The 24,512-nt window shown below is 72.0% G+C and carries 24 protein-coding genes and 1 pseudogene; 13 read left to right on the top strand and 12 right to left on the bottom strand.

The window, feature by feature from the left end:
* Positions 1 to 192 precede the first annotated feature (192 nt).
* From K377_RS09420 to K377_RS09410, 3 genes are read right to left on the bottom strand one after another with little or no spacing between them, the layout of a single operon-like run.
* Positions 193 to 1,128: an RNA polymerase sigma-70 factor gene (locus K377_RS09420; RefSeq protein WP_111662772.1), complete on the bottom strand. Its 936-nt coding sequence runs from the start codon at positions 1,126 to 1,128 to the stop codon at positions 193 to 195.
* Positions 1,125 to 1,607, bottom strand: coding sequence for a hypothetical protein (locus tag K377_RS09415; RefSeq protein WP_146614707.1), 483 nt, complete (start codon positions 1,605 to 1,607; stop codon positions 1,125 to 1,127). Before K377_RS09415 ends, K377_RS09420 begins: the two co-directional genes overlap by 4 nt.
* Positions 1,608 to 1,631: 24 nt before the next feature.
* A complete protein-coding gene (locus K377_RS09410; RefSeq protein WP_111663191.1) occupies positions 1,632 to 2,015 on the bottom strand; it encodes a DoxX family protein in 384 nt (127 codons plus the stop codon).
* A gap of 87 nt (positions 2,016 to 2,102) precedes the next feature.
* On the opposite strand from K377_RS09410, the gene K377_RS09405 reads away from it, so the two are divergent.
* The gene (locus K377_RS09405; RefSeq protein ID WP_111662770.1) at positions 2,103 to 3,242 is read left to right on the top strand and encodes a DUF2786 domain-containing protein; all 1,140 of its coding nucleotides are present in this window, start codon (positions 2,103 to 2,105) and stop codon (positions 3,240 to 3,242) included.
* Positions 3,243 to 3,501: 259 nt separating this feature from the next.
* Here the strand turns inward: K377_RS09405 and K377_RS09400 are convergent, their stop codons facing one another.
* The gene (locus tag K377_RS09400) at positions 3,502 to 4,602 is read right to left on the bottom strand and encodes a Gfo/Idh/MocA family protein (protein ID WP_111662769.1); all 1,101 of its coding nucleotides are present in this window, start codon (positions 4,600 to 4,602) and stop codon (positions 3,502 to 3,504) included.
* A 118-nt stretch (positions 4,603 to 4,720) separates the two neighbouring features.
* Here K377_RS09400 and K377_RS09395 point away from each other — a divergent pair, with 118 nt between their 5' ends.
* The gene (locus K377_RS09395) at positions 4,721 to 5,068 is read left to right on the top strand and encodes a helix-turn-helix transcriptional regulator (RefSeq protein WP_111662768.1); all 348 of its coding nucleotides are present in this window, start codon (positions 4,721 to 4,723) and stop codon (positions 5,066 to 5,068) included.
* Between the two features lie 51 nt (positions 5,069 to 5,119).
* A complete protein-coding gene (locus tag K377_RS09390) occupies positions 5,120 to 7,294 on the top strand; it encodes an FUSC family protein (RefSeq protein ID WP_111662767.1) in 2,175 nt (724 codons plus the stop codon).
* A gap of 3 nt (positions 7,295 to 7,297) precedes the next feature.
* On the opposite strand, the gene K377_RS09385 is transcribed toward K377_RS09390, so the two are convergent.
* On the bottom strand, positions 7,298 to 7,798 hold the full coding sequence (locus K377_RS09385) for a hypothetical protein (protein ID WP_258395004.1): 501 nt from the start codon (positions 7,796 to 7,798) through the stop codon (positions 7,298 to 7,300).
* A 115-nt stretch (positions 7,799 to 7,913) separates the two neighbouring features.
* Here K377_RS09385 and rpmG point away from each other — a divergent pair, with 115 nt between their 5' ends.
* Together rpmG and K377_RS09375 are read left to right on the top strand one after the other, a co-directional pair.
* A complete protein-coding gene (gene rpmG, locus K377_RS09380) occupies positions 7,914 to 8,078 on the top strand; it encodes a 50S ribosomal protein L33 (RefSeq protein ID WP_111662765.1) in 165 nt (54 codons plus the stop codon).
* 4 nt (positions 8,079 to 8,082) lie between these two features.
* Positions 8,083 to 8,352, top strand: coding sequence for a type B 50S ribosomal protein L31 (locus K377_RS09375; RefSeq protein ID WP_111662764.1), 270 nt, complete (start codon positions 8,083 to 8,085; stop codon positions 8,350 to 8,352).
* A gap of 34 nt (positions 8,353 to 8,386) precedes the next feature.
* On the opposite strand, the gene K377_RS09370 is transcribed toward K377_RS09375, so the two are convergent.
* Both K377_RS09370 and K377_RS09365 read right to left on the bottom strand, forming a co-directional pair.
* The gene (locus K377_RS09370) at positions 8,387 to 9,853 is read right to left on the bottom strand and encodes an aldehyde dehydrogenase family protein (protein ID WP_111662763.1); all 1,467 of its coding nucleotides are present in this window, start codon (positions 9,851 to 9,853) and stop codon (positions 8,387 to 8,389) included.
* A gap of 119 nt (positions 9,854 to 9,972) precedes the next feature.
* Positions 9,973 to 10,842, bottom strand: coding sequence for a helix-turn-helix transcriptional regulator (locus K377_RS09365; protein ID WP_111662762.1), 870 nt, complete (start codon positions 10,840 to 10,842; stop codon positions 9,973 to 9,975).
* Between the two features lie 256 nt (positions 10,843 to 11,098).
* On the opposite strand from K377_RS09365, the gene K377_RS09360 reads away from it, so the two are divergent.
* Entirely contained in the window at positions 11,099 to 11,599 is a 501-nt protein-coding gene (locus K377_RS09360; protein ID WP_181512520.1) for an ATP-binding protein, read from the top strand.
* Positions 11,600 to 11,703: 104 nt separating this feature from the next.
* Here the strand turns inward: K377_RS09360 and K377_RS09355 are convergent, their stop codons facing one another.
* Positions 11,704 to 11,946: a DUF397 domain-containing protein gene (locus K377_RS09355; RefSeq protein ID WP_111662761.1), complete on the bottom strand. Its 243-nt coding sequence runs from the start codon at positions 11,944 to 11,946 to the stop codon at positions 11,704 to 11,706.
* Between the two features lie 357 nt (positions 11,947 to 12,303).
* On the opposite strand from K377_RS09355, the gene K377_RS09350 reads away from it, so the two are divergent.
* Both K377_RS09350 and K377_RS09345 read left to right on the top strand, forming a co-directional pair.
* On the top strand, positions 12,304 to 12,834 hold the full coding sequence (locus tag K377_RS09350) for a DinB family protein (protein WP_111662760.1): 531 nt from the start codon (positions 12,304 to 12,306) through the stop codon (positions 12,832 to 12,834).
* 18 nt (positions 12,835 to 12,852) lie between these two features.
* Positions 12,853 to 13,497, top strand: coding sequence for a PadR family transcriptional regulator (locus tag K377_RS09345; RefSeq protein WP_111662759.1), 645 nt, complete (start codon positions 12,853 to 12,855; stop codon positions 13,495 to 13,497).
* 9 nt (positions 13,498 to 13,506) lie between these two features.
* Here the strand turns inward: K377_RS09345 and K377_RS09340 are convergent, their stop codons facing one another.
* Both K377_RS09340 and K377_RS09335 read right to left on the bottom strand, forming a co-directional pair.
* Positions 13,507 to 14,925, bottom strand: a complete 1,419-nt coding sequence (locus K377_RS09340) for a glutamate decarboxylase (protein WP_111662758.1) — start codon at positions 14,923 to 14,925, stop codon at positions 13,507 to 13,509.
* Positions 14,926 to 14,967: 42 nt separating this feature from the next.
* Entirely contained in the window at positions 14,968 to 16,293 is a 1,326-nt protein-coding gene (locus tag K377_RS09335; RefSeq protein WP_375605914.1) for an ion channel protein, read from the bottom strand.
* Positions 16,294 to 16,438: 145 nt separating this feature from the next.
* On the opposite strand from K377_RS09335, the gene K377_RS09330 reads away from it, so the two are divergent.
* Together K377_RS09330 and K377_RS09325 are read left to right on the top strand one after the other, a co-directional pair.
* The gene (locus tag K377_RS09330; protein ID WP_111662757.1) at positions 16,439 to 17,194 is read left to right on the top strand and encodes a MerR family transcriptional regulator; all 756 of its coding nucleotides are present in this window, start codon (positions 16,439 to 16,441) and stop codon (positions 17,192 to 17,194) included.
* A 155-nt stretch (positions 17,195 to 17,349) separates the two neighbouring features.
* A pseudogene (locus K377_RS09325) lies at positions 17,350 to 18,012 on the top strand (DedA family protein); the annotation flags it as partial.
* Between the two features lie 183 nt (positions 18,013 to 18,195).
* On the opposite strand, the gene K377_RS09320 reads toward K377_RS09325, so the two are convergent.
* Complete coding sequence (locus K377_RS09320) at positions 18,196 to 19,872, bottom strand: threonine/serine exporter ThrE family protein (RefSeq protein WP_111662755.1); 1,677 nt, start codon at positions 19,870 to 19,872, stop codon at positions 18,196 to 18,198.
* Between the two features lie 151 nt (positions 19,873 to 20,023).
* Positions 20,024 to 20,515 carry an inorganic diphosphatase gene (locus K377_RS09315; RefSeq protein ID WP_111662754.1) on the bottom strand — a complete coding sequence of 164 codons (492 nt, stop codon included), beginning with the start codon at positions 20,513 to 20,515 and terminating at the stop codon, positions 20,024 to 20,026.
* A gap of 86 nt (positions 20,516 to 20,601) precedes the next feature.
* Between K377_RS09315 and dacB the strand changes: the two genes are divergently transcribed.
* The 3 genes from dacB to tilS all read left to right on the top strand — a co-directional run bounded on the left by dacB (position 20,602) and on the right by tilS (position 24,511).
* Complete coding sequence (dacB, locus tag K377_RS09310) at positions 20,602 to 22,068, top strand: D-alanyl-D-alanine carboxypeptidase/D-alanyl-D-alanine-endopeptidase (RefSeq protein ID WP_111662753.1); 1,467 nt, start codon at positions 20,602 to 20,604, stop codon at positions 22,066 to 22,068.
* Positions 22,069 to 22,133: 65 nt separating this feature from the next.
* Positions 22,134 to 23,282, top strand: a complete 1,149-nt coding sequence (locus K377_RS09305) for a zinc-dependent metalloprotease (RefSeq protein WP_111662752.1) — start codon at positions 22,134 to 22,136, stop codon at positions 23,280 to 23,282.
* Between the two features lie 209 nt (positions 23,283 to 23,491).
* Positions 23,492 to 24,511, top strand: a complete 1,020-nt coding sequence (gene tilS / locus K377_RS09300; protein ID WP_111662751.1) for a tRNA lysidine(34) synthetase TilS — start codon at positions 23,492 to 23,494, stop codon at positions 24,509 to 24,511.
* The last annotated feature ends 1 nt before the right edge of the window (position 24,512 follow it).

Here is a 24,512-nt window from a genome sequence, read left to right as displayed (position 1 = left end):
GGCCGGCCGCGCAGTTCCCCGCGCCCCTGGGTGGTCGGTCGGCTGACGGCCGGTGGGGCTTCTCGCGCAGTTCCCCGCGCCCCTGAACCGAGCTCCCGCTCGATCAGGGGAGGCGGCGCGAAGCGCCTGCCTCAGGGGCGCGGGGAACTGCGCGACCAGCCACGACGAGAGCCGCGCGTGACGAACTGGTTTTCAGGGGCGCGGGACGCCGTCGCCGGAGGCGCGGACTCGGGCGTGGACCGTCCAGGGGTCCGCCACCGGGCCCAGATGGGTCAGTTTGTCGGGGTTGATGACGTTGCGGATGGCGTGGACGTGGCCGTCGTGGATCTCCAGGGACATGGTGTGCAGCACCTTTCCGTCCTGGTCGCGGAAGAGCGCGCCGGGCTCCCCGTTCACCCGGAGCGGCTCGCACGTCAGGCCCGCGCGGGTCATCTTGGGGAAGACGGTGCCGAGGAGGCGGGAGACGTTGTCGGCGCCGAGGATCGCCCGGGCCAGCTGCGGAGCCTTGCCGCCGCCGTCGCCGGCCATGGACACATCGGCGGCGAGCAGATCCCGTAGACCGGGGACGTCACCGTCGAGCAGCGCGTCGAAGAAGCGCGCCGCCAGCCGGTCCCGTTCGGCGCGGTCCGCCTCGAAACGGGGGCGGTCGGCCGCCATGTGCCGCCGCGCCCGCACCACCAGCTGACGGCACGCGGACTCGGAGCGGCCGACCGCGGACGCCACCTCGTCGTAGCCGAAGTCGAAGACCTCGCGCAGGACGAAGGCGGCCCGTTCCAGCGGGCTGAGGCGTTCGAGGAGCAGCAGGGCGGCCGTCGACACCGAGTCGGCGAGTTCGGCCGCCCGCGCCGGGTCCTCGTACGGGTCGGAGAGCAGCGGCTCCGGGAACCACGGGCCCACGTACGCCTCGCGCCGCACCCGCGCCGAGCGCAGCACGTCGATCGAGAGCCGGGTCACCGTCGCCGAGAGGAACGCCTTCGGCGAGCGCGGTTCGGTCGCCGTCGCCGCGTACCGCAGCCAGGTCTCCTGGACGGCGTCCTCGGCCTCGCTCACGCTGCCCAGGATGCGGTACGCGATCGAGAACAGCAGCGGGCGCAGCTCCTGGAACTCCTCGGTCCTGGTGCCGTTCATCGTGATCCTTCCTCGTGGGCGCGGCGCAGGAGGCCGGCGGTCCGGCGTTCCACGGCCCGGACGGTGGCGGTCACGGCGGCGTCGAGGTGGCCGTGGTGCGCGGAGTACGGCAGCACGGCGCCCCCGGCCTCCAGCACCGCGATCTCCGGGTCCGACAGATGGTGCGCCGGCGCCGGCGCGGACGCCCACGCGACGATGTGCGGGACACCGGCGGCCTGCGCCGCGGCCAGCAGATGGTCCGTGCCGGGGGCGCCCCGCGCGGTCATCCGGTGCACGATCGCGTCCGGCCGCGCCGCGCTCACCGTCACCCCCACGGACACGGCGTCACGCCCGTCCATCACCATGCCCCGCGCTCCCCACCGCGCCAGCGTGTCCACCAGGTCCTCGCTCGTCGTCGTCGCCGTGACCCGGTGCCCCCGCAGCACGAAACGCGCCACCAGAAGCCGTCCGGCCGTCCCGGCGCCGTCCGCCAGGAACACGCGCACGATCATGCCCGCCGCGGCTCAGCCCGTGAAGGACTCGGGACCGAACCGGCCCCAGGCCACGAAGGCCGCCAGAACCAGATAGACCACGTTCAGCGCCACGAGCGGGTACTCGCCGAGCCGGCCGTGGGTGATCATCGCGCCGGTCATCAGGGCGATCCAGCAGACGGCGGTCACCGGTACCAGGACCGGCGCGACGCCCAGCGCGGCGGGCAGGATCAGCCCGGCGGCGGCCAGCAGCTCCAGCATCCCGAGGCCCTTCACGAAACCGGCGCCGGCCCCGGCCGTCCAGCCGCCGCCGTGCGCCGCGGCCAGCTTCTCCTTCGGTACGAACGTCTTGGTGACGCCGCCGGTCAGTGCGACCGCGGCCAGCAGGCCCGTGGTGATCCACAGTGCGAGGTTCATCGTCCGCTCCTCGTGCGTCGGGGGTACGTGCTCGGTGTACGACCCCATGGACGAGACGGCGCCCGCGCCTGTGACATCTTCGGTTCCATGAGCGACAGCACTGTCGAGCGGGCCTTCGCGGCCGCGCTGTACGACACCGGCGACCTGGACCTCGGCGCGTCCCTGCTCGCCGCCGACCCGGCCGCCGACACCGAACTCGCGCTGCGCGGGAACGAGTTCGTGCGCCGGGCCTGGGAGCGGGGGTGGCAGCCCGCCGACGTGCTGCGCATGGTCGTACGGGACGAAGGACTCGGCGCCGGGCACGTGGCGCTCGCCGCCCGGCTGATCCGGGCCGAGACGCGCCGCTACGACACGCTTCCGGCGCGCTGGGCGGGCCAGCTCGCCGAGTTGCCCGAACCGGACGAGGGCGCGCGCCAGGACCGGTTCTCCGCCGCGACCGTCGCGCTGGAGCTGTACCGGCTGCTGCTGCGGCTGCCCGCGATCGAACCGGTCGGGCCCGTGCCCGGCGCCGCCGTCACCGTGCCCGTCGTCGGTGAGCCGCGCACGCTCGCCCGGATCCGGGCCCTGCTGGCCAAGGCGGAGGCCACCGGCTATCCGCCGGAGGCCGAGGCGCTCACCGCCAAGGCGCAGGAACTGATGGCGCGGCACTCGGTCGACGAGGCGCTGCTCGCCTCCCGTACGCACGCGAAGGACACGCCGGGCGCGTGCCGGATCGGGGTCGACGCGCCGTACGAGACCGCGAAGGCGGTGCTGCTCGACGCGGTGGCGGGGGCCAATCGGTGCCGGGCCGTGTGGAACAGCGCGTTCGGGTTCTCGACCGTGGTCGGGTTCGAGGCCGATCTGGAGGTCGTGGAGCTGCTGTACACGTCGCTGCTCGTGCAGGGAGACCGGGCGATGACGCGGGCCGAGGCGGAGCAGCGGGCCGGGGGGCGGCGGCGTACGAAGACGTTCCGGCAGTCGTTTCTGGCGGCGTACGCGCAGCGGATCGGGGATCGGCTGGCTGCCGTCGCCGGGGATGTCGCCGGTGGGGAGGGGGAGTTGTTGCCGGTGCTCGTGGCGCGGGATGTCGCTGTCGCGGGGCGGGTCGACGAGATGTTTCCGGCGACTGTGGTGACTCGGGTTCGGGGGGTTTCGGACGGGGCCGGGTGGGACGAAGGCGGCGCCGCCGCCGACCGCGCCCGCCTCCGCCCGGGCGACCCCGCTCTGCGCCGTTCCCCGCGCCCCTGAAGATCCGCGTCTGCCCCACGGGGTCTCGTCGCGACCTGCGGCCCGGTGGCCGCTTCTCGCGCAGTTCCCCGCGCCCCTGAGATGCGCACTTCGTGCGCCATCTCATCAAGAGAGGCGCGGCGAAGCCGCAGCCTCAAGGGGAAGGCGCGCGAAGCGCAGCCTTCAGGGGCGCGGGGAACTGCGCGGCCAGCCCCCACCGGGCCGCAGACGAAGTACGACCCAGGGGCGCGGGGAACTGCGCTGCCGCACCCGGCGACGGTCAGTGGGCGGCCGTGTGCTCGATTCGGTTCAGGACGCGGTGGTGGCGGGCCGCATGGGCGAAGTCCGGGACCACCCGGGTCCCGTCCACCACATCACGGCGGATCTGCGCATACGCCGCCCCCACGTTGTACGCGTCGGTACCGCGCAGAGCGGCCAGCGCCGGGTCGAAATAGTGCTCGGGGACCGTGAGCGGAGCCAGGGCGGAGTCCGCGCCGCGCGCCCCGGCGAGGGTGTACTCGCCCATCTGCAGATGCCCGTGGTCACCGGTGACGACGAGATCGCCGTCCGTACCGTTGATCTCCCAGAGGAAGTTCGTGCCCCGCGACACCCCGCCCCGGTAGTGCACCGAGGCCACCGCCCCGGAGGAGAGCACCCCGCCCAGCACGAGCTGGTCGGCGACGTCGGGCCGGTGGATCCGGCCGGCGTCGTCCGGGACCGTCCGGCGCCGCGTGGCGGTGACCGCGCTGATCTCCTCGACGTCACCGAGCACCGCGGTCACCGCGTCGAGGGTGTGCCCGAAGGGGATCGTCAGCATGTTCGCCCCGGAGGCGCGGTCCAGCAGATAGGCGCCGCCCTCGTGGACGGAGGCGCCCCAGCCCCGCGCGGAGGCCACCACGCTGGTGGAGAGCACCTCGCCGACATAGCCGTCCGCGATCAGATCGCGCAGATGCCGTACCAGCGGCGCCGAGCGCGCCTGCAACCCGGTGAAGGTGCGCAGCCCGCGCGCGGCGGCCAGCGAAGCCAGCTCCTCGGCCTCGCCGGGGCCGGTGCCCAGCGGCCACTCGGAGAGCACCGCCTTCCCGGCGCCGAGCGCGGCCCGGATGATCTCCCGGTGGTCCGGCACCTTCACGGTGACCACGACGAGATCCACCTCGTCGGCCGCCGCCAGTTCGGCCGCGCTGCCGTACGCCCGCGCCACCCCGTGCTTCTCGGCGGCCTGCCGCGCGGACTCGGGGCTGCTCGCGGAGAGCGCCCGCACCTCGAAACCGTCGAGCAGCCGCAGCGCGGGCAGATGGGCGTGGGAGGCCCAGCCGCGCCGGGCGGAGAGACCGACGATGCCGACGCCGATGGGGGGCTGGGGCTGCGCGGGCGACGGCATGGCTGACTCCTTCAGCGGACGACGGACAGCGGATAGAATGTTCGACGCAAGGCGAACACCTAACGACCGCGAGTGTACGCACGGCATCGAACACTCCGCAAGATCGGGAGCGCACACCATGACGGCCACCCAGGACGCGACGGGCCCGGCGAGCCACCGCGCCGCGCCCGTCCACATCCACCCCCGGGACGTCACCCTGGAGGCGGCCCTGCTCGCCCTGGCCGACCCGGTCCGCCGCACCCTCGTGCGCGAGCTGGCCGCGGCCGGTCCCTGGGAGCGGACCTGCGGCACCTTCGACGTGCCGGTCACCAAGGCCACGCTGAGCCGCCACTTCGCCGTCCTGCGCGAGGCGGGCCTGCTCGAACAGAAGGACGCGGGCGCCCGCCGGCTGAACCGGCTGCGCCGCGAGGAGTTCGACGAGCGCTTCCCGGGCCTGCTCGCCCTGGTGCTCGCCGACCGGCTCTGACGGAACCGGGCCGACCGGCTCCCCGTAGCCGATTGCCCGTATTGTGGCGATGTGAGCTGGTTCCGGGCGCTGAAGGACACCACCCGCTCGGGGCTGACCGTCGAGCGGAAACGACTGGAACCCCTGATCGCCCTGCGCGGCGCCGCGGGGCTCGCGATCGTCGTCGCCATCAGCCTGGCGGCGTTCGGGCCCGCGGTGGCGGCGGGCTCCGCGTTCGGCGCGTTCCAGGCGGCGATCGCCACCTTCCAGCGCAGCTGGCGGCCGCGCCCCGAGCTGGCCATCGCCTCCGGCACCAGCCTCGGCGTCTCCACCTTCCTCGGCTACCTCACCGGCTCCCACCTGTACCTGTTCGTGCCGCTGCTCGCCCTGTGGACGTTCCTGGCGGGCCTGGCCTGGGCGGCGGGCCCGACCATCGGCATCATCGCCTCCTCCAACGTGGCGATGATGCTGGTCACCATCACCCTGCCCACCTCGATCGCCGAGGCCGCCGGGCACGCCGCGATGATGGTCTTCGGCGGCCTCGTCCAGGCCACCCTGGTGGTCCTCTTCCCCGTACGCAGATGGGGAGCGCACCGCGACGCCCTCGCCGACGCGCTCGCCGCCGAGGCCGACTACGCGCGCCGGCTGCGCCACGACCCGCTCGCGCCGTTCGACCCGCAGCCGCTGATGCTCGCGCGCAGCGCCGCCGCCCTCACCCCGCGCCAGGCCCGCACCCGCCCCGCCCAGCTGCACGGCGCCCGGGGCCTGGCCGAACGGATCCGCCCCGTCCTCGCCTCCCTCGCCGACCCGGCGGTCGGCGTCCCCGAGGAGGGCGACGAGCGCGACCGGGTCCGCGAACTCCTCGCCGCCGCCGGATCGATCCTCGACGCCGCCGCCCGCGCCATCCGCACCGGCGCCCCGGTCCGCGTCCCGGCCCCGGCCGTGGCCGCCCTGCGCACCCCGGACACCGGCGCCATCCTGGCCGGACCGCCGCACCGCGCGGCCACCCGGCTCGGCTCGCTCCTGAGGGACGTACTGGAGACGGCCGGCGAGGTCGACCCGCCGGGCCACCCGGCGGAACACCTGTGGCAGCGGCTCCCGGCGCGGCTGCCCGGCCACCTCGGCGCGCGCGCCACCGCGAGCCCGGGTCCCGTCGCCGGACCGCCGCCCGCCCTGCCCCGCCCGACCCTCGTGAAGCTGGTCCCCACCGCCGTACGGGCCATCAGGAAGGAGGCCCGCCCCGGCTCACCGATCCTGCGCCACGCCACCCGGGTCAGCGCCGTCGCGGTCGTCGGCTACGTGACCGGCGACCTGCTGCCCCTCGGCCACGGCTACTGGGCGCCGATGGCCGCCGTCATGGTGATGCGCCCCGACTTCTCGCAGACGTACTCGCGCGCGGTCGCCCGCTTCGGCGGCACCCTCGTCGGTGTGACCGTGGCGACGGCCGTCGTCCAGCTCGCCCACCCGGGCACCTGGACCTCCGCCACGCTCGCCGTCGTCTGCGCGGCCCTGATGTACCTGCTGATGCGCACGGGACAGCTCGCGGCGCAGGCGTGCGTCTCCGCGTACGTCGTCTTCCTGCTCGGCATGGGCGGCCAGACCTGGGACCAGACGGTGCCCGAGCGGGTCGTGCTCACTCTCGCCGGCGGAATCCTCGCGATGCTCTCCTACGCCCTGTACCCGGCCTGGGAGACCCCGCGGCTGCGCACCCGGCTCGCCGAGCGGCTGGTCGCGGTCGGCGAGTACGCGGCCACCGTCGTCGGCCACTACGCCCACCCGGCGGGCAAGTCCTGCCCGGACGTCCGCGCCGCCCTGCTGGCCGCCCGGGACGCCCACATCGCCTGGGACCAGGCGGCGGACCGGGCCAGGACCGAACCCGTACGCCACCGCGGCCTGTCCCGCACGGCCGCCGACGACGCGGCGCACGCCCTGCACCACCTGGGCCGGGTCGCGATGCTGATGGAGGCCCATCTCCCGGAGCGCGACGCCACCCCGGTGCCCGCCGCCGACGAGCTGGCCGAGGCGCTGCGCACGGCGACCCGCGACGGCGCCCGCGCCATCCGCGAGCGCCGCATCCCGCGCTGGAAGCCGGTCCGCGAGGCCCTCGACGCCTGGGACGGCGACGGCGTCCCCGACCGGGTCGTGCGCCGGGGCGGCGGCCTGCTCCTGGAGGCCCTGGACGAGGTCACCGAGGCCCTGGACACCGACGAGCCGCCCATCTCGGTGAAGCCCGGACCGGACGAGTGATCCTCAGCCCGTCGGCAGGCCGCTCGGCAGCGAGGTCGGCAGATCCGTCGGCAGCTGTCCGTTCGCCGACTTCTTGAAGGTGTCCTGCGCCCCGGCCTTCCACGAGACCTTCATCGTCGAGCCGTCGTTGGACTCGATCGTGCCCGCGGTGCGAGTGGTGTCGCCGTCCGCGCAACGCAGGCTCAGCGTCTCCTCGCCGGCCAGCGTGCCGGTGCACAGGTGCCCGTCGCCCGTGCTCAGCGACGCCTGCTGCCCGCCGATCACCAGCACCACCGGCTTGCCGTCCGTGGTCGCGGACCAGATGCCCACGGGGTCCTTCGAGGACCCGGAGCCCGAGTCGGAGCCCGACGCGCCGTCCGACGATCCCGCGGTCGGCGCCGCCGCAGAGGAGGACCCCGCGGCTCCCTTGTCCGAACCGCCGTCGTCGCCGCTGCAACCGCTCACGGCCAGCGCCGCCACCGCGGCGGCGGCCCCGGCGGCGATCCGTACGTTCCTGCTGTGCACAAGGTCCCCCAGTGTCACTGCTGTTACCGACGAGTCGAGCCAGCAAGTTACCAGGGGTCAAGGAAGCGCGGAAGCATCTATTGAAAATGGGAGTCGTTTTCATTACAATGCCCGCATGGCACGCAACGAACTCCGTCCAGTGATCAAGCTCAGGTCCACCGAGGGCACGGGCTTCACCTACGTCACCCGCAAGAACCGGCGCAACGACCCCGACCGCATGACCCTGCGCAAGTACGACCCCGTCGCGGGCCGGCACGTCGACTTCCGAGAGGAGCGCTGACCGCATGAACACCGCGATCCACCCCGCCTACGGGCCGGTCGTCTTCCGCGACCGCGCCGCGAACCACGCCTTCCTGACCCGCTCGACCATGACGAGCGAGAAGACGGTCGAGTGGGCGGACGGGCACACCTATCCCGTCGTCGACGTCGAGATCTCCGACGTCAGCCACCCCTTCTACACCGGTAACCAGCGCGTGCTGGACACCGCCGGACGCGTCGAGCGCTTCGAGCGCCGGTACGCGAAGACGTCCGGCGCCCCGAAGTCCGGGCGGTGAGCGGCGAGCGGCAGGTCCCGTACGCCCCCTGAGATCAGAAGGGGAAGCGGGACCTGCCGTGCTGCACCGAGATCCACTTCTGGGTGGTGAAGGCCTCGACCGTCGCGCTGCCGTTGAGCCGCCCGATGCCCGAGCGCTTCTCGCCGCCGAACGCCACGAGCGGCTCGTCGTGCACGGTCCCGTCGTTGACGTGGATCATGCCCGTGTCGATCTGCTGGGCGAACGCCACACCCCGCTCGACATCGGCCGTGTGCACGGCCCCGCTCAGCCCGTACGGGGTGTCGTTGGCGATCCGCACCGCCTCCGCGTCCCCGTCGAAGGGGATGAGCAGCGCCACCGGGCCGAAGATCTCCTGCCGCAGCACGGGGGAGTCGGCCGGCAGCCCGGTCAGCACCACGGGCTCGACGACATTGCCCTCGACCCCGCCGCGGACCAGCGCCGTCGCGCCCTCGGCGAGCGCCTGCTCCACGACGGCGGAGAGCGCGTCCGCCTGGTTGGAGCTGATGACCGGGCCGATCACGGTCTCCGGGTCGCGCGGGTCGCCCGCCTTCAGCGCCTTCACCTTGGCGACGAACTTCCGGGTGAACTCCTCCTCGACCTTGCGGTCCACGAGGATCCGGTTCGCCGCCATGCAGACCTGGCCCTGGTGCACGAAGCGGCTGAACACGGCCGCGTCCACCGCGTAGTCGACGTCGGCGTCGTCCAGGACGGCCAGCGCGCTGTTCCCGCCCAGCTCCAGCACCGCGTACTTGAACTGTGCGGCGCACACCGTCGCCACGTGCTGCCCGACCTTGTCGGAGCCGGTGAAGGAGATCACCTTCGGCACCGGGTGGGTGAGCAGCGTGTCGCCTATCTCGGCGATGTCGGTGATGACCACGTTGAGCAGCCCGGCCGGCAGCCCCGCGTCCTCGAAGATCTTCGCGATCAGGGAGCCGCCGCAGACCGGGGTGTCCTGGTGCGGCTTGAGCACCACGCCGTTGCCCAGCGCCAGGGCGGGGGCCACCGACTTGAGGGAGAGCAGGAAGGGGAAGTTGAACGGCGAGATGACGCCGACGACCCCGACCGGCACCCGGTAGAGCCGGTTCTCCTTGCCGTCCACCGGCGACGGGATCACCTCGCCCTGCGGCAGGCCCGTCAGCCGGATCGACTCGCGCAGGAACTCCTTGGCGAGGTGCAGCTCGAACCCGGCCTTCACGCGGGTGCCGCCGAGCTCGTCGATGATCGCCTCGGCGATCTCCGGCTCGCGCTCCTCGACCAGGTGCAGCGCCCGCTCGAAGACCGCCCGGCGGGCGTGCGCGGTGGTCCTCGCCCACTCCTTCTGCGCCCGCTCGGCGGCCCGGTACGCCTCGTCGACCTGCTCCACCGAGGCGACGGTGATCGCCGCGAGCTTGTCACCGGTGTACGGGTCGATGTCGATGATGTCCCAGGCTCCGCGCCCGGTGCGCCATTCGCCGTCGATGTACTGCCGGTCCAGTTCGGTGAAGTAGGACGGGAGGGCCATGGTGAGTTCCCTTGCTGCAGCGCCGGACACCTGAGATTCCGTCATGGTACGACCGCAGCTGCCCACTTGCCGTCCCGTGCCGATCAACTGCGTTTGTATTTACGCGAATTCGATCCGGGTCAGTCGGGCAACTCGGACAGAATGCGCCGCAGCAGCCGGGCGCTCTCCTCCGGTGAGGGGCACTGCGCCTGGAGGGCCACCATCGCCGTCTCGTACTGGGCGACGTCCTCGCGCTTGTCCAGATAGAGCGCGCTCGTGAGCTGTTCGAGGAAGACGACGTCCGAGAGGTCGGACTCGGGGAAGGTGAGAAGGGTGAAGGTGCCCGACTCGCCCGCGTGCCAGCCGTGGCTGAACGGCATGATCTGGAGTGTGAGATGCGGCAGTTCGGCCGCCTCGATCAGATGCTCCAGCTGGCCGCGCATCACCGCGGGCCCGCCGTGCACCCGGCGCAGCGCGGCCTCGTCGAGCACCAGGCTGACGTGCGGCGCGCGCTCGGCGACCAGGATCTTCTGGCGCGCGAGGCGCAGCGAGACCCGTCGGTCGATGTCCTCGGCGGGCGCCCCGCGCATGCCCTGGGCGACCACCGCGTGCGCGTACGCCTCGGTCTGGAGCAGGCCGTGCACGAACTGCGCCTCGTACCCGCGGATCAGTGACGCGGCGCCCTCCAGGCCGACATAGGTCTGGAACCAGCCGGGCAGCACATCCGAGTAACTGTGCCACCAGCCCGCGACGTTGGCCTCCTTGACGAGCGAGAGCAGTGCCTCGCGCTCGGTCCCGTCGGTCACGCCGTAGAGCGTCAGCAGGTCCTCGACGTCCCTCGCTTTGAAGCTCACCCGTCCCAACTCCAAGCGGCTGATCTTCGATTCCGAGGCGCGGATCGAGTAGCCGGCGGCCTCCCTCGTGATGCCGCGCGATTCCCTCAGGCGCCTCAGTTGTGAGCCCAGCAGAATGCGCCGCACCACCGAGCCGCTCGACTCCCCAGCGGTCACGTCTCTTCCTCCCCATTGGTTCAGGGGGCGAAGTCTGCCACTTAAACGCTCCTGCGCGTACTCGCTTGGTTACAGAAACGGAAAGATCACGAAAGGGCTGCGCAAGAAGTCGTAGGGAGAAATGAGCAAGAAGCGGTACGGGAACGTCCAAGTCTGGCGCGTGCACGTGCATCTGCCCTTGCATCCGGTGTACGCATTCGGAACGATGGCCGTCACCACCGCTCGCTACGTACTGCGAAACTGGGGAGTGCCTCGCATGGGGACGAACGGATCGACCATGCTCGAGTCTGCCGACGTGTTACGGCAGGGTCTTCCCCCCATCGATCCCTCGGCCGTCTCCAGCGCCGCGTCCTGCGCGCTGCCGGCCCGCTACGAAGCGGTGCGCAGCGCACGGGAGTTCACCCGCCGCACGCTGTCCGACTGGGACGTGGCCGAGCGCTTCGACGACATCTGTCTGGTCGTCTCCGAGCTGGTCACCAACGCGCTGCGGCACGCACTGCCCGCGGACGCCCCGCACAACCAGGACCCGCCGGTGCGGCTGCACTTGATGCGCTGGACCTCGCGGGTGGTGTGCGCGGTGCGCGATCCGAGCGACGACAGCCCGGAGGTCGGGGACCGCGAGGACGTCGTGGACGACTTCTCCGCGGAGTCGGGCCGCGGGCTCTTCCTCGTCGGCTCCTTCAGCGACAGCTGGGGCTGGCACCCGCTGGCCGGAACGCTGAGCGGCAAGGTCGTCTGGGCGCTGTTCAGGCTCTGAGGGCGGACCCGTCCCGGCGTGCGGACGGTCGGGGACCGGCAGGTGCGGTGTCTACGCGCGTCGGTCCAACGCCCGCCGCGGGAGGGCCCGTTCGGCGCGGGTCGTCACGCGCCGGCCACCAGATGGTCGAACTCCCCGTCCTTCACGCCGAGCAGCATCGCCGCTATCTCGGCCGGGGTGTAGACGAGCGCGGGCCCCTCGGGGAAGTTGGAGTTGCGCACGGCCACCCGGCCGCCGGGCAGTTTCGCGAACTCCACACAGGATCCCTGGGAGTTGCTGTGCCGGCTCTTCTGCCAGACCACTCCGTGCAACTCCGTGGCAGCCATGCCGTTGTACACGTGGTCCACGGTTCGCTCCCGGTGGTGCGGTAGGTGCTGCATATGTGAACTGGTCCGCCCGGTCCCGTGACGGCTGTCGACTCGTGTCGGAGCAGCGGTGAGCTGCTGTGACCCGCCCAGGATCATAGCTTCGTTCACATGCAGCTGCATGGGCAGATGCACGTGCACACGGGGTGTTCCCCTGGTTACAGCTCTGCCACCGTCTGCCCCGGGCGGCCGCCCGTCATGCGAACGTCCGTGCCCGCCATGCGTGTTCCCGCCGCGAAACACGGGCGGCCGCTTCCGGCTTGCGGACAGAACCTGACCGCAAGTCTGTCTACCTTCGTCCGTACCGAGCAAGAACACCGCACGACGGAAGGCAGTCCGATGGTCATGCACGTGAACCCCGAAGCCCGCGGCGACGAGCTGGGGGCGCTCCTCGCCTTCATCGACGAGCAGCGCGGCGGCATCCGGCGCGCCCTGCTCGGCCTCACCGACGAGCAGGCGTCGTCGAAGCCGACCGCGAGCGACCTCTCCCTCGTGGGCCTCGCCAAGCACGTGGCGCACGTCGAGAAGGGCTGGATCGAGCTCGCCCGGCGCACCGCCGCCGAGCGCAGCCGCGAGGAGTACGTCGACGGGTTCCGGCTCCTGGAGGGCGAGTCGGTGCAGTCGGTCCTCGCCCACTGGGACGAGGTGGCCGCCGACACGGAGAAGTTCTTCCGGGCGGCCCCCAGCCTCGACGACACCTTCCCGCTGCCGGACGAGCCGTGGTTCCCCGACGGCCAGGAGGTCTCGCTGCGCTGGCTCGCCCTGCACCTGATCCGGGAGACCGCCCGGCACGCGGGCCACGCCGACATCATCCGCGAGAACCTCGACGGCAAGACCGCCTTCGAGCTGGTCGCCCTGTCCTTCCAGTGACGCCCTAGGCTGGCGCGCATGTCAGCCATCCGTCTCCTGGTGCTCAACGCCGTACGCCAGCACGGCCGTGCGCACGGCTACCAGGTCCGCGGCGACCTGGAGTACTGGGGCGCGCACGAGTGGTCGAACGCCAAGCCGGGCTCCGTCTACCACGCGCTGAAGCAGATGGCGAAGCAGGGACTGCTCCTCGCGCACGAGGTCGCGCCGTCCACGGCCGGCGGCCCGCCGCGCACCGAGTACGAGATCACGGGGCGCGGCGACGAGGAGTACCTGCGGCTGCTGCGCGAGGCCCTGGTCTCGTACGGCCAGAAGCCCGACGTCCTCGTGGCCGCGCTCGGCGGCATGGTGGACCTGCCGCGCGCCGAGGCGGTGTCGCTGCTCAAGGAGCGGCTGCGCTCCATCGGCGCCTGGCGGTCCACCGTCACCGGGCACTACACGCCCGAGGAGGGGCCCGGACAGCTCGGGCACATCGGCGAGATCATGAACTACTGGGTCCACTCCGCGGACTTCGGCACGGAGTGGACCGAGGGGCTCATCGCGCGCATCGAGGGCGGGGCGTACGTCTTCGCGGGCGAGGCCGGCGAGCCGTTCGTCGGGGTGCTCGCCGAGGGCGAGGCGAACCCGTACGCGACGGCCGAGCGACACCCCGGCGACCGGCTGTAGCGCCCTCGCTCAGTGGTGGAAGCCCGTGGCCGCGTCCCGGTCCCGGGTGAACGGGTGCGGCTGGCGGCGCAGTTCGGGCAGCAGCCGGTTCAGGTCCTCGATCAGCAGCTCGCCGAGGTCGGACGAGAAGCCGTTGCGGCACACCACGCGCAGCACGGCCAGATCCTGCCGGTGCGCCGGGAAGGTGTACGCGGGGACCAGCCAGCCCCGCTCGCGCAGCCGCCGGGACACGTCGAACACGTCGTACGCCTTGACGTCGGGGGCCGTCGTGAAGGCGAACACGGGCAGTTCGTCGCCCCGCGTGAGCAGCTGGAAGTCGCCCAGCGCCTCGATCCGTTCGGCGAGACCGCGGGCCACGTCGCGGGTCGCCTGCTGGACCGCCCGGTAGCCCTCGCGGCCGAGCCGCAGGAACGTGTAGTACTGGGCGACCACCTGGGCGCCCGGCCGCGAGAAGTTCAGGGCGAACGTCGGCATGTCGCCGCCCAGGTAGTTCACGTGGAAGACGAGCTCGTCCGGCAGCGCGTCCGCCGTGCGCCACAGCACCCAGCCCACCCCCGGGTACACCAGGCCGTACTTGTGCCCCGAGGTGTTGACGGAGGCCACGCGCGGCAGCCGGAAGTCCCAGACCAGGTCCGGGTCGAGGAACGGCGCCACCATCGCGCCCGACGCCCCGTCCACGTGCACGGGGATGTCGAGCCCCGTCCGCTCCTGGAGGCCGTCGAGCGCCGCGCACAGCTCGGCGATCGGCTCGTACGACCCGTCGAAGGTCGAGCCGAGGATACCGACGACCCCGATGGTGTTCTCGTCGCACAGCTCGGCCGCGGCCGCCGGGTCGAGATGGAACCGGTCGCCCTCCATCGGCACCTGCCGCGCCTCGACCTCCCAGAAGTTGCAGAACTTCTCCCAGCAGACCTGCACGTTCACGCCCATGACGAGGTTGGGGCGGGCCTCGGGCGACGGGTAGCGGTCGGCGTTCTTCTTCATCCAGCGCCGCTTGAGGGCCATCCCGGCGAGCATGCACGCCTCGCTGGAACCGGTGGTGGAGCAGCCCACGGCGGCCGACGGATCGGGCGCGTTCCACAGGTCGGCGAGCATCGCGACGCAGCGCCGCTCCAGCTCGGCCGTCCGCGGGTACTCGTCCTTGTCGATCATGTTCTTGTCCCGGCACTCGGCCATGAGGACACCGGCCTGCGGCTCCATCCACGTGGTGACGAAGGTGGCCAGGTTGAGCCGGGAGTTCCCGTCCAGCATCAGTTCGTCGTGGACGAGCTGGTACGCGGTCGTGGGCGGGAGGGGGCTGTCCGGCAGCCGGTGCTTGGGCGGTGCGTCCGTCATGCCGGCGGTCGGATCGGCCTCGCCGTAGAAGGGGTTGACGGCGAGCGTGCGCTCGCCGGGCTTCTCCGAAGGACTCTGATGCAGCGGCGACATGTCCGTGACTCCTTCTGTCCGCTACGGAACGGTGGGTGAGGCTCAGCGCAACGAGGCGCCGTCCTCCGACAGTTGCATCTGCGGCCGTCCCGTCACCAGGAGCCAGGCGGGCAGAGACGCGATGCACATGAGGGCGATGATCGCGGGCGAGGCGACGAGGACCGCCGCCGTGAAGAGGCTGACCCAGCCGGACCGGGTGACGGCGAGCAGCACGCCCAGGACGCCCGCCGCGATACCGACCGAGACGTTCACCCCGGGGACGAGCGCGTGCGCGAACAGGCCGAACGCGGCGCCGACGAAGACCGCCGGGAAGATCCGTCCGCCGCGGAACCCGCAGGACGCGGCGATCAGCAGCGCCGCCAGCTTCACCACGGCCAGCACCGCGAACGCCCCGGCCGAGCGGCCGTCCGGGTCCGCGGCGATCTCCTTGACCTCTTCGAGCCCCTTGAACAGCGTCAGATGGCCGCCGAGCGCGCCGAGCAGCCCGAGGACCAGGCCGCCGACGGGCAGCATCAGCATCGGGTGGCCCAGCCGCCCGAAGGCGCCGTGCACGTACGGGAAGGCGTAGACGGCGGTCATGGTGAGCGCGGCGGCCGCGCACGCGACCACGATCGCGGAGAGCAGGTCGGCCCAGCCGGGTCCGGTGAACCGGGGGAGCCCCAGGTCGAAGGTGGGGGAGGCGACGAGCGTGGTGGTCAGGGCACCCGCGGAGGCGGCGAGCAGCGGCCCGAAGAGGTTGTCCCACAGCGAGCCCTTGATCGGCATCGCCCGCCCGGCGAGCGCCTCGGAGACCAGCAGCGCGGCGGCGACCGGCGTGCCGAACAGGGCGCCGATGGTCGCCGCCGAGGCCAGGTTCGGCCACAGGGCACCCGGCACCTTCGGCAGGAGCGTGCGGCCGAGCCAGAACATCAGGCCCACGTTCACCGCGATGATCGGGTTCTCGGGGCCGAGGCTCGGCCCGCCGGCCAGCATCAGGGCGGCGGCCACCGCCAGGCCCGGCAGGACGTACAGCTTCAGCGGCGCCTCGCCGCCGAGGCCCATCGTCGCCGGGTCGGGGCCCGCGTGCCCGGGGGCCTTCCAGACCACGAGCCCGACGAGCACGCCCGTCGCGGTGAGCATGACGATGATCCACAGGGACGAGTAGCGGCCGATGCCGAGCGCGTCCGGCAGATCGCCCCACAGCACGTCCTGGAGCCGCTCGGCGAGCCAGCTCAGCGCCAGGAACAGCAGGCTGCACAGGACGCCGATGACGAGCGCGGGCGCGACCATCGGGAGCAGGGTGCGCGCCGACACGGCGGGAGGCGCCGGGGGAGGGGCCGCCGGCGGATCCGGTGGCGTCGCGGCGTCGGCTTCGGCGGGGGTGCTCACGCCGTCACCCTAAGCGGACATTCCCTACATAACACCCGGAAGGTTCTCGTCGAACGCGGGAGGCCACGACTTGCACCTCACGTGGCGTGAGGGGTCAGGCTGATTCCCGTACGGCACGGAAGGCACCCATGAGAGGGGGCGGCGCATGAGCTGGTCGATCGGCCAGGTGGCCGGATTCGCCGGGGTCACGGTGCGCACCCTGCACCACTACGACGAGATCGGCCTGCTCGTCCCGAGCGAGCGCAACCACGCGGGACACCGCCGCTACAGCGAGCCCGACCTCGACCGGCTCCAGCGGATCCTCTTCTACCGGGAACTCGGCTTCCCGCTCGACGAGGTCCACGCCCTGCTCGACGACCCGGGGACCGATCCCCGGGAGCATCTGCGCCGTCAGCACGACCTGCTCGTCGCACGCATCGAGAAGCTGAAGAAGATGGCCGACGCCGTCGAACACGCCATGGAGGCACAGAGGATGGGAATCCGGCTCACCCCCGAGGAACGGTTCGAGGTCTTCGGGGACAAGGACCCCGAGCAGTACCGCGAGGAGGCCGAGCAGCGCTGGGGCGGCACCGAGGAGTACGCCGAGTCGCAGCGCCGGACCGCCTCGTACACCAAGGAGGACTGGAAGCGGCTCCAGGCCGAGGTCGACGACTGGAGCGCGCGCTACGCCGCCCTGGTCGCCTCCGGCGCCGCCGCCGACGGCGGGCCCGCCATGGACCTCGCCGAGGAGCACCGGCGGCACATCTCGCGCTGGTTCTACGACTGCCCGCACGCGATGCACGTCTGCCTCGGCGACATGTACGTGGCCGACGCGCGCTTCAAGGCGTTCTACGACTCCATGGGCGAGGGCGTCGCCGAGCATCTGCGTGACGCGATCCACGCGAACGCGGTCCGGTCATAGGGCGGTCATAGGCCGGTCATAACGACAGGATCGGCACAGTTGCGGCACAGCCGGGTCCCAGGGGGACGGTGGAACCTGGCAAGCTCTCCCGGCGTTGGTAACTTTGCCTAGCCGTTGCTGTTGTCTTTCTATCCCTCCAGGAGTCCGGCCCCGTGATGACACTTGCTCTCGGACCCAGCTGGCTGGACCCGGACCATCTGCTGAACACGTTCGGCATCTGGGGTCTGCTCCTGATCGTGTTCGCCGAGTCCGGGCTGCTGATCGGCTTCTTCCTGCCGGGCGACTCGCTGCTCTTCACCTGCGGTCTGCTGATCACGGCGGGCACCCTGGACTTCCCGCTCTGGGCGGCCATCGCGCTGATCTGTGTCGCCGCGATCCTCGGTGACCAGGCCGGCTACATCTTCGGCAAGAAGGTCGGTCCCTCGCTGTTCAAGCGGCCGGACTCGAAGATCTTCAAGCAGGAGAACGTGACGAAGGCCCACGAGTTCTTCGAGAAGTACGGCCCGAAGTCCCTGGTCCTGGCCCGCTTCGTGCCGATCGTGCGCACCTTCACGCCGATCATCGCGGGTGTCTCGGGGATGCGGTACCGCTCGTTCATCACGTTCAACGTGATCGGCGGGGTGCTCTGGGGCGCCGGCGTGACGCTGCTCGGGTCCTGGCTGGGCAACATCGAGTTCGTGCACAAGAACATCGAGGCGATCCTGATCCTGATCGTCCTCGTCTCGGTGGTCCCGATCGCGATCGAGTTCCTGCGCGCCCGCAGCAAGTCGAAGAAGGCCGCGTCGGCCCCGGGCCCCGACTCCGCCCAGCCGTCCCCGTCCCAGCGCGGCCGCCACGCCAAGCGCTAGCCCTCCGGGCACGCCTCGAGTCGTGGTTCGGCCGCGCCCCCAAAGGCATGCGCTGCGCGCAGCCTTCCCCTGAGCGAGCGGAGCTCGCTTCAGGGGCGCGGGGAACTGCGCGAGAAACCCCCACCGGGCCGCGGACGAAAGGCGGACCCGGTGCTAGAAACCCCGGGTGCGCTTGGCGGCGCGGCGGCCCTCGGCGCCGGGGGACTTGATGAAGAGGCGGGAGATCTCCCCACCCAGGTTCACCCCGATCGCGATGGCCATGGCAAGCGCGGCGGCCTTGGACAGCGACACCAGCCCCTTGTCGACATCGCTCTGGGCAATGGCCAGCAGCCCGAAGTACGTCGCGGAACCCGGCAACAGAGGCCCGATCGCGGCAGTCACGTACGGCAGCGCCGAAGCGAACTGATACCGCGAGAAGAGCTGCCCGAACAGACCGACGAGCCCCGCCGCGGCGGCGGTGGACGCCACCGGCGAGATGTCGCCCGCGTTGTGCATGGCGCCGTAGACCACCCAGGCGACCCCGCCGTTGAGCGTCACGGCGATCACCGTCGACCGCTCCTGCTGCAACAGCACGGCGAAGGCGAGCGACAGCGCCATCGACGCGGCGATCTGCCAGTACGGCCGCGGGGTCCCCGACAGCTCGGCGTCCGGGTTGAGCTGCGCGTGCAGCTGCACCCCCACGTACAGCATGATCAGCACGCCGACGACGATGCCGACGAAGAAGTACATGACTTCGAGGAGCCGGGCCGCGGCCGTGATGTAGAAGCCGGTCAGACCGTCCTGCACGCCGGCCACCAGCGCCCGCCCGGGCAGCAGCGCGAACAGCCCACCGGTGATCACCGCGGACGCCCGCACATCCACGTAGTTGTGGGCCAGGGTCAGCAGGATGCCGATCGCGGCGGGCGGCATCGCGGCCACCGTGAACTGGTAGAACTCCGGGAACCCGCGCCCCGCGCACAGCCACGCCAGCCGGTCGCCCAGCATCGCGCCGATCGCCGCGGCGACGAACACGATGAGGTCACCGCCGACGAGGATCGAGGCGGACCCGGCGAGCAGCCCGCTCGCCCCGGTGAGCGCCCAGCCCGGGTAGGGGTGCCGGTTACGACGGATCTCGGCGAGCCGCCGGTAGGCGTCCTCCAGGGAGATGTGGGCGGCCTCGTCGTCCTCGTCGCTGATGTCGTCGACCAGCCGGAACACGGCCGCGAGCCGGTTGTAGTCGGTGCCCCGGCGGCGCACGGTCCGCGAGGCCGTCACCGGGTCGTCCACCAGCGACGGCTGGAACGTGATCGACAGCAGCGTGAACGTCACCGTCGGCTCGCACCGGTCGAGCCCGTAGGACCGGCACACGGCGAACATCGCCGCCTCCACGTCCTCGGCGCCCTCACCACCGGCGAGCAGCAGCTCCCCGATACGCAGCGTCAGGTCGAGCACGCGCGGCACGGCGGGCCCGGCGTCGTCCTCCTTCTGCGGCTTCTCCGGCGCGGGCCGCTCGGCGACCGGCAGCCGCAGCATCGTGCGCATCCGGTCCTGCCAGGGCGCCTCTTTGGTCAGCCGGACCACCGGAATGCCGTGCGCCGGAGTGAAGGCGGGCGGCGACTGCCGGGCGCTGTACGTCCGCGGCGGCGTGAACGCCGACCCCTCCTGCTCCACGGGCTCGGCGGGCGGCGCGTTGAACCCCTCGGGGAGCGCGAACTCCGAGGTGGTCGAGCCGGATTCCTCCTCCACCACCGGCGCGGGTGCCACGATCCCGATGGGTTGCGTGAACGCGCTGCGTGCCTCGTCGGACTGCGGCTTGCGGTCCTCGGGGGCCTCGGTCTCCCGGTCCGTCACCTCGTGCCCTTCTCGCCCTTCTGATGATCACGCCTCTCCAGGCGTCTACCTCCGGTACGCCTCAGTATGCGCACAGAAACGCGGGCGGGCCGCACGACAGATGTCGTACGGCCCGTCCGGCGGACAGCGCAGGGGCACTACGCCCGACGGCTCAGTGGCCGCCCTGGTCCTGAGCACGCTTGTACGAGCGCTCGATCTCGGCCTCGGCCTCGGTGCGGCCGACCCAGTCGGCGCCCTCGACGGACTTGCCGGGCTCCAGGTCCTTGTAGACCTCGAAGAAGTGCTGGATCTCCAGGCGGTCGAACTCGGAGACGTGGTGGATGTCGCGCAGGTGCTCCATCCGCGGGTCCGTCGCGGGGACGCACAGCAGCTTGTCGTCGCCACCGGCCTCGTCCGTCATCCGGAACATGCCGATCGCGCGGCACTTGATGAGACAGCCCGGGAACGTCGGCTCGTCCAGGATGACCAGCGCGTCCAGCGGGTCGCCGTCCTCGCCGAGCGTGTTCTCGACGAAGCCGTAGTCCGTCGGGTAGGCGGTCGAGGTGAACAGACGACGGTCGAGACGGATGCGACCGGTCTCGTGGTCGACCTCGTACTTGTTCCGCGATCCCTTCGGAATCTCGATCGTGACGTCGAACTCCACCGGTGGCTCCTCCATGATCAACACAAACTTCTGGTGGTTAAGTGTCCCCTACGCAGGTGTGTGATCGCGAAAGGGGCTGGTCCGCGGTGCCGGAGCTGAAGGCTTCGCAGCTCGTTACGGGCGTTGCGAAGACCAAGACCAGGCAGTTCACGGTGGGAGCGACGGCGGTGGGTGTGGCCTTCGCCGCCCTGGTGGCGGTCGCGACCGGCCCCTGGGACTCCTCCGGTCAGCGTAAGGCCGAGGCGGACCGGGCGGTCTCCCAGGGCAGCCGGGGTGGTGCAGATCACGGCCGTACGTCCGCGGGGGCGTCGGCCGCGGCCCCCAGCGCCCCCGCGGTCCTCGCCGCGCCCGGGGCGTCGGTGCCGGGCCCGACGGAGCACGCCCTGGCCGACGTACTGGACCCGCTGCTCAAGGACGCGGCCCTGGGCCCGCGCCGCACCGCCGCGGTCGTCGACGCCGCCACCGGCAAGCGGCTCTACGGAAAGTCGGCGGGCGACGCCCTCACCCCCGCGTCCACGACGAAGCTGGCCACCGCGGTCGCCGCGCTCACGGCGGCGGGCCCCGGCCACCGCATCGCCACCCGTACGGCCCTGGAGCAGGACACGAAGGAACTGCTGCTGATCGGCGGCGGCGACCCCACCCTGACGGCCCGCGACAAGAATCCCTACGACGCCGCGAGCCTCACCACCCTCGCCGACCGGACCGCCGCCTCCCTCAAGGACGCCGGCACCACCGAGGTCACGCTCTCGTACGACACCTCGCTGTACTCGGGACCGTCGCTGCACCCCATCGGCGTGAACGACAACCTCGCCCAGGTCTCCGCCCTGATGACCGACGAGGCCCGCACCGACGACTCCAACAGCGGCCCGGCGCCGCGCGCCGCCGATCCCGCGGCGTCGGCGGCGCAGAAGTTCGCGGACCTGCTGCACGAGCGCGGCATCAGGACCAAGGGCGCCCCCGGCCCCGGCAAGGCCTCCGGGCAGGCCGAGGACGTCGCCAAGGTCGAGTCGCCGCCCCTGTCCGCCCTCGTCGAGCGCATGCTCACCAACAGCGACAACGACATCGCCGAGGCCCTCGCCCGGCAGACCGCGATCGCCGCCGACGAGAGCCACGACTTCGACGGCGCGGGCCGGGCCATCAAGAAGCAGCTGAAGAAGCTGGACCTGCCGCTGTCCGGCACCCACTTCTCCGACGGCAGCGGCCTCGACCGCACCGACAAGGCCTCCGCCGCCCTGCTCACCGGCCTGCTCGCCGAGGCCGCCGACCGCAGCCGCCCCGAGCTGCGCTCCCTGCTCACCGGCCTGCCCGTCGCGGGCTTCACCGGCACCCTCGCCCACCGCTACACGGACGAGGCCGACGCCTCCGGAACCGGCCTGGTCCGCGCCAAGACCGGCACCCTCACCGGCGTGAACACCCTGGCCGGCACGGTCGTCGACGCCGACGGCCGCCTGCTGGCCTTCGCCTTCATGACCGAGGGCGCCCCCGGCCCCCAGTCCGCCCAGGCCGTCCTGGACCGGCTCGCCTCCTCCGTCGCCAACTGCGGCTGCCGCTGAAGCGTCAGGGTTCAGTCAGGGTCCAACCCCCTCCCCGTACCCGAAGGGTCACGTACCGTTGACGCATGACGAGCTTCGGCGGAGCGGCTTCGGCAGGAATGGTCGACTGGAACCTCGCGGTGGCCACGGCGACCCGACTCGTACGGCCCGGCCCGGAGGTGAGCCGTGACGAGGCGCGCGCCGTCGTCTCCGAGCTGCGCCGGCACGCCAAGGCCTCGGAGGAGCACGTCCGCGCGTACACGCGCATGGCCTCCGACGACATGCACGACACCCCCGTCCTCGTGGTGGACCGCCCGGGCTGGGTGAAGGCGAACGTCGCGGGCTTCCGCGAACTCCTCAAGCCGCTGCTCGACAAGATGCAGGAGCGCCGCGGCCCGGGCGCCGGCGGCGCCGTCCTCGGCGCGGTCGGCGGCAAGGTCACCGGCGTCGAGCTGGGCATGCTGCTGTCGTTCCTGTCCTCCCGCGTCCTCGGCCAGTACGAGACCTTCGCCCCCGCCACCAGCGACCTCCCCGCCGCGCCGAACGGCGGCGGCAGGCTGCTGCTCGTCGCGCCGAACATCGTGCACGTGGAGCGCGAACTCGACGTGGACCCGCACGACTTCAGGCTCTGGGTCTGCCTGCACGAGGAGACCCACCGCACCCAGTTCACGGCCGTGCCCTGGCTGCGCGACCATCTGGAGGGCGAGATTCAGTCGTTCCTGGAGGAGACCGAGGTCGACCCGTCGACGTTCCTGGAGCGGATCAGGGAAGCCGCGCAGTCCCTCGCCGGGGGACGCCCGGAGGGCGAGGAGGACGACGGCGGGCGCTCCCTCGTCGAGCTGGTCCAGTCGCCCGCCCAGCGCGAGGTCCTCGCCCGCCTCACCGCCGTGATGTCCCTGCTCGAAGGGCACGCGGACTACGTGATGGACGGCGTCGGCCCCGACGTCGTACCGACCGTGGGAGAGATCCGCGAGAAGTTCCAGCAGCGCCGCCAGAAGGGCGCCTCCCGGCTCGACATGGCCCTGCGCAAGCTCCTCGGCCTCGACGCCAAGCTGCGCCAGTACCGCGACGGCGAGCGATTCGTACGAGCCGTCGTCGACCAGGTCGGTATGGACGGCTTCAACCGTGTCTGGACATCGCCGAACACCCTCCCCACCAAGGCGGAGATCGCCAAACCGGCGGACTGGGTCGCGCGGGTGCACAACAAGACAGACGGCGCCCACGACGCCTCGTAAGGCACGCCCAAAATTGCTCAGGATCACCCATCCGAGGGACCGTGGCCCGTGGGCTGGCGTGCAATGCTCAGGGAATGGCTCGTCTCTGTCACCATCGACACACTCTGCGTGACCGAAATCACCGAGTCACCGTTGAGCGACTGAGCCGTCGCGCACGGCTCACGAGTTGGCGCCCACTCCCCTAGACAACGGAATGAAGGGAACCGGACATGGGTCCCCATCCTGCGGTCGCGGCGATACGCCTGGCGGTCCGCCGCGTCCTCCACGACATCCTCAACGCACAGCCCGCATCCCCCACGCCCCCCACACCCCCCGAGCGGCCCCTGGTCCTCGTCGCCTGCTCCGGCGGCGCCGACTCCACGGCGCTCGCCTCCGCCCTCGCCTTCGAGGCCCCCAAACTCGGCATCCGGGCCGGCGGCATCACCGTCGACCACGGTCTGCAGTCCGGCTCCGACTCCCGCGCCGAGGACGTCGTCCTGCGCCTGACCGCCCTCGGACTGGCCCCGGCCGAGTCCGTCGCCGTGCAGGTCGGCCGCGACGGAGGCCCGGAAGCGGCCGCCCGCGACGCCCGCTACGCCGCCCTCGACGCCGCCGCCGAGCGTCTCGGCGCGGCCGCCGTCCTGCTCGGCCACACCCGCGACGACCAGGCCGAGACCGTGCTGCTCGGCCTCGCCCGCGGCTCCGGCATCCGCTCCCTGTCCGGCATGGCCGCGATCTCGGGGGTCGACGGCCGCTACCGGCGCCCCTTCCTCCACCTCGACCGGCAGACCGCCCGCAAGGCCTGTCTCGTCCAGCACCTCCCGGTCTGGGACGACCCGCACAACACCGATCCGGCCTATACGAGGTCCAGGCTGCGGCACGAAGGACTGCCCGCCCTGGAGAAGGCGCTCGGCAAGGGCGTCGTCGAGGCGCTCGCCCGTACGGCCCAGTTGTCCCGCGACGATGCCGACGCGCTGGACGCCTGGGCCGCGCAGGCCGCCGAATCCGTCTGCGACGCCGCCGGACTCCTCGAATGCGCCAAGCTCTACGCGCTGCCGCCCGCCGTGCGCCGCCGCATCCTGCGCCGGGCCGCCATCGAGGCCGGGGCCCCGGCCGGCGCCCTGTTCGCCCGGCACATCGAAGAGGTGGACCGCCTGATCACCGGATGGCGGGGCCAGAAGGAGATCAATCTCCCGGGCAAAGTCGTCGCCCAGCGGCAGGGTGGCAGACTGGTCATCCGGCAAGGCTGAC

The sequence above is a fragment of the Streptomyces sp. PsTaAH-137 genome (assembly GCF_003259365.1).
Taxonomy (GTDB): Bacteria; Actinomycetota; Actinomycetes; order Streptomycetales; family Streptomycetaceae; genus Streptomyces.
Note: the sequence above shows the minus strand (reverse complement) of the source record. Positions and strands in the feature narration are given on the sequence as shown.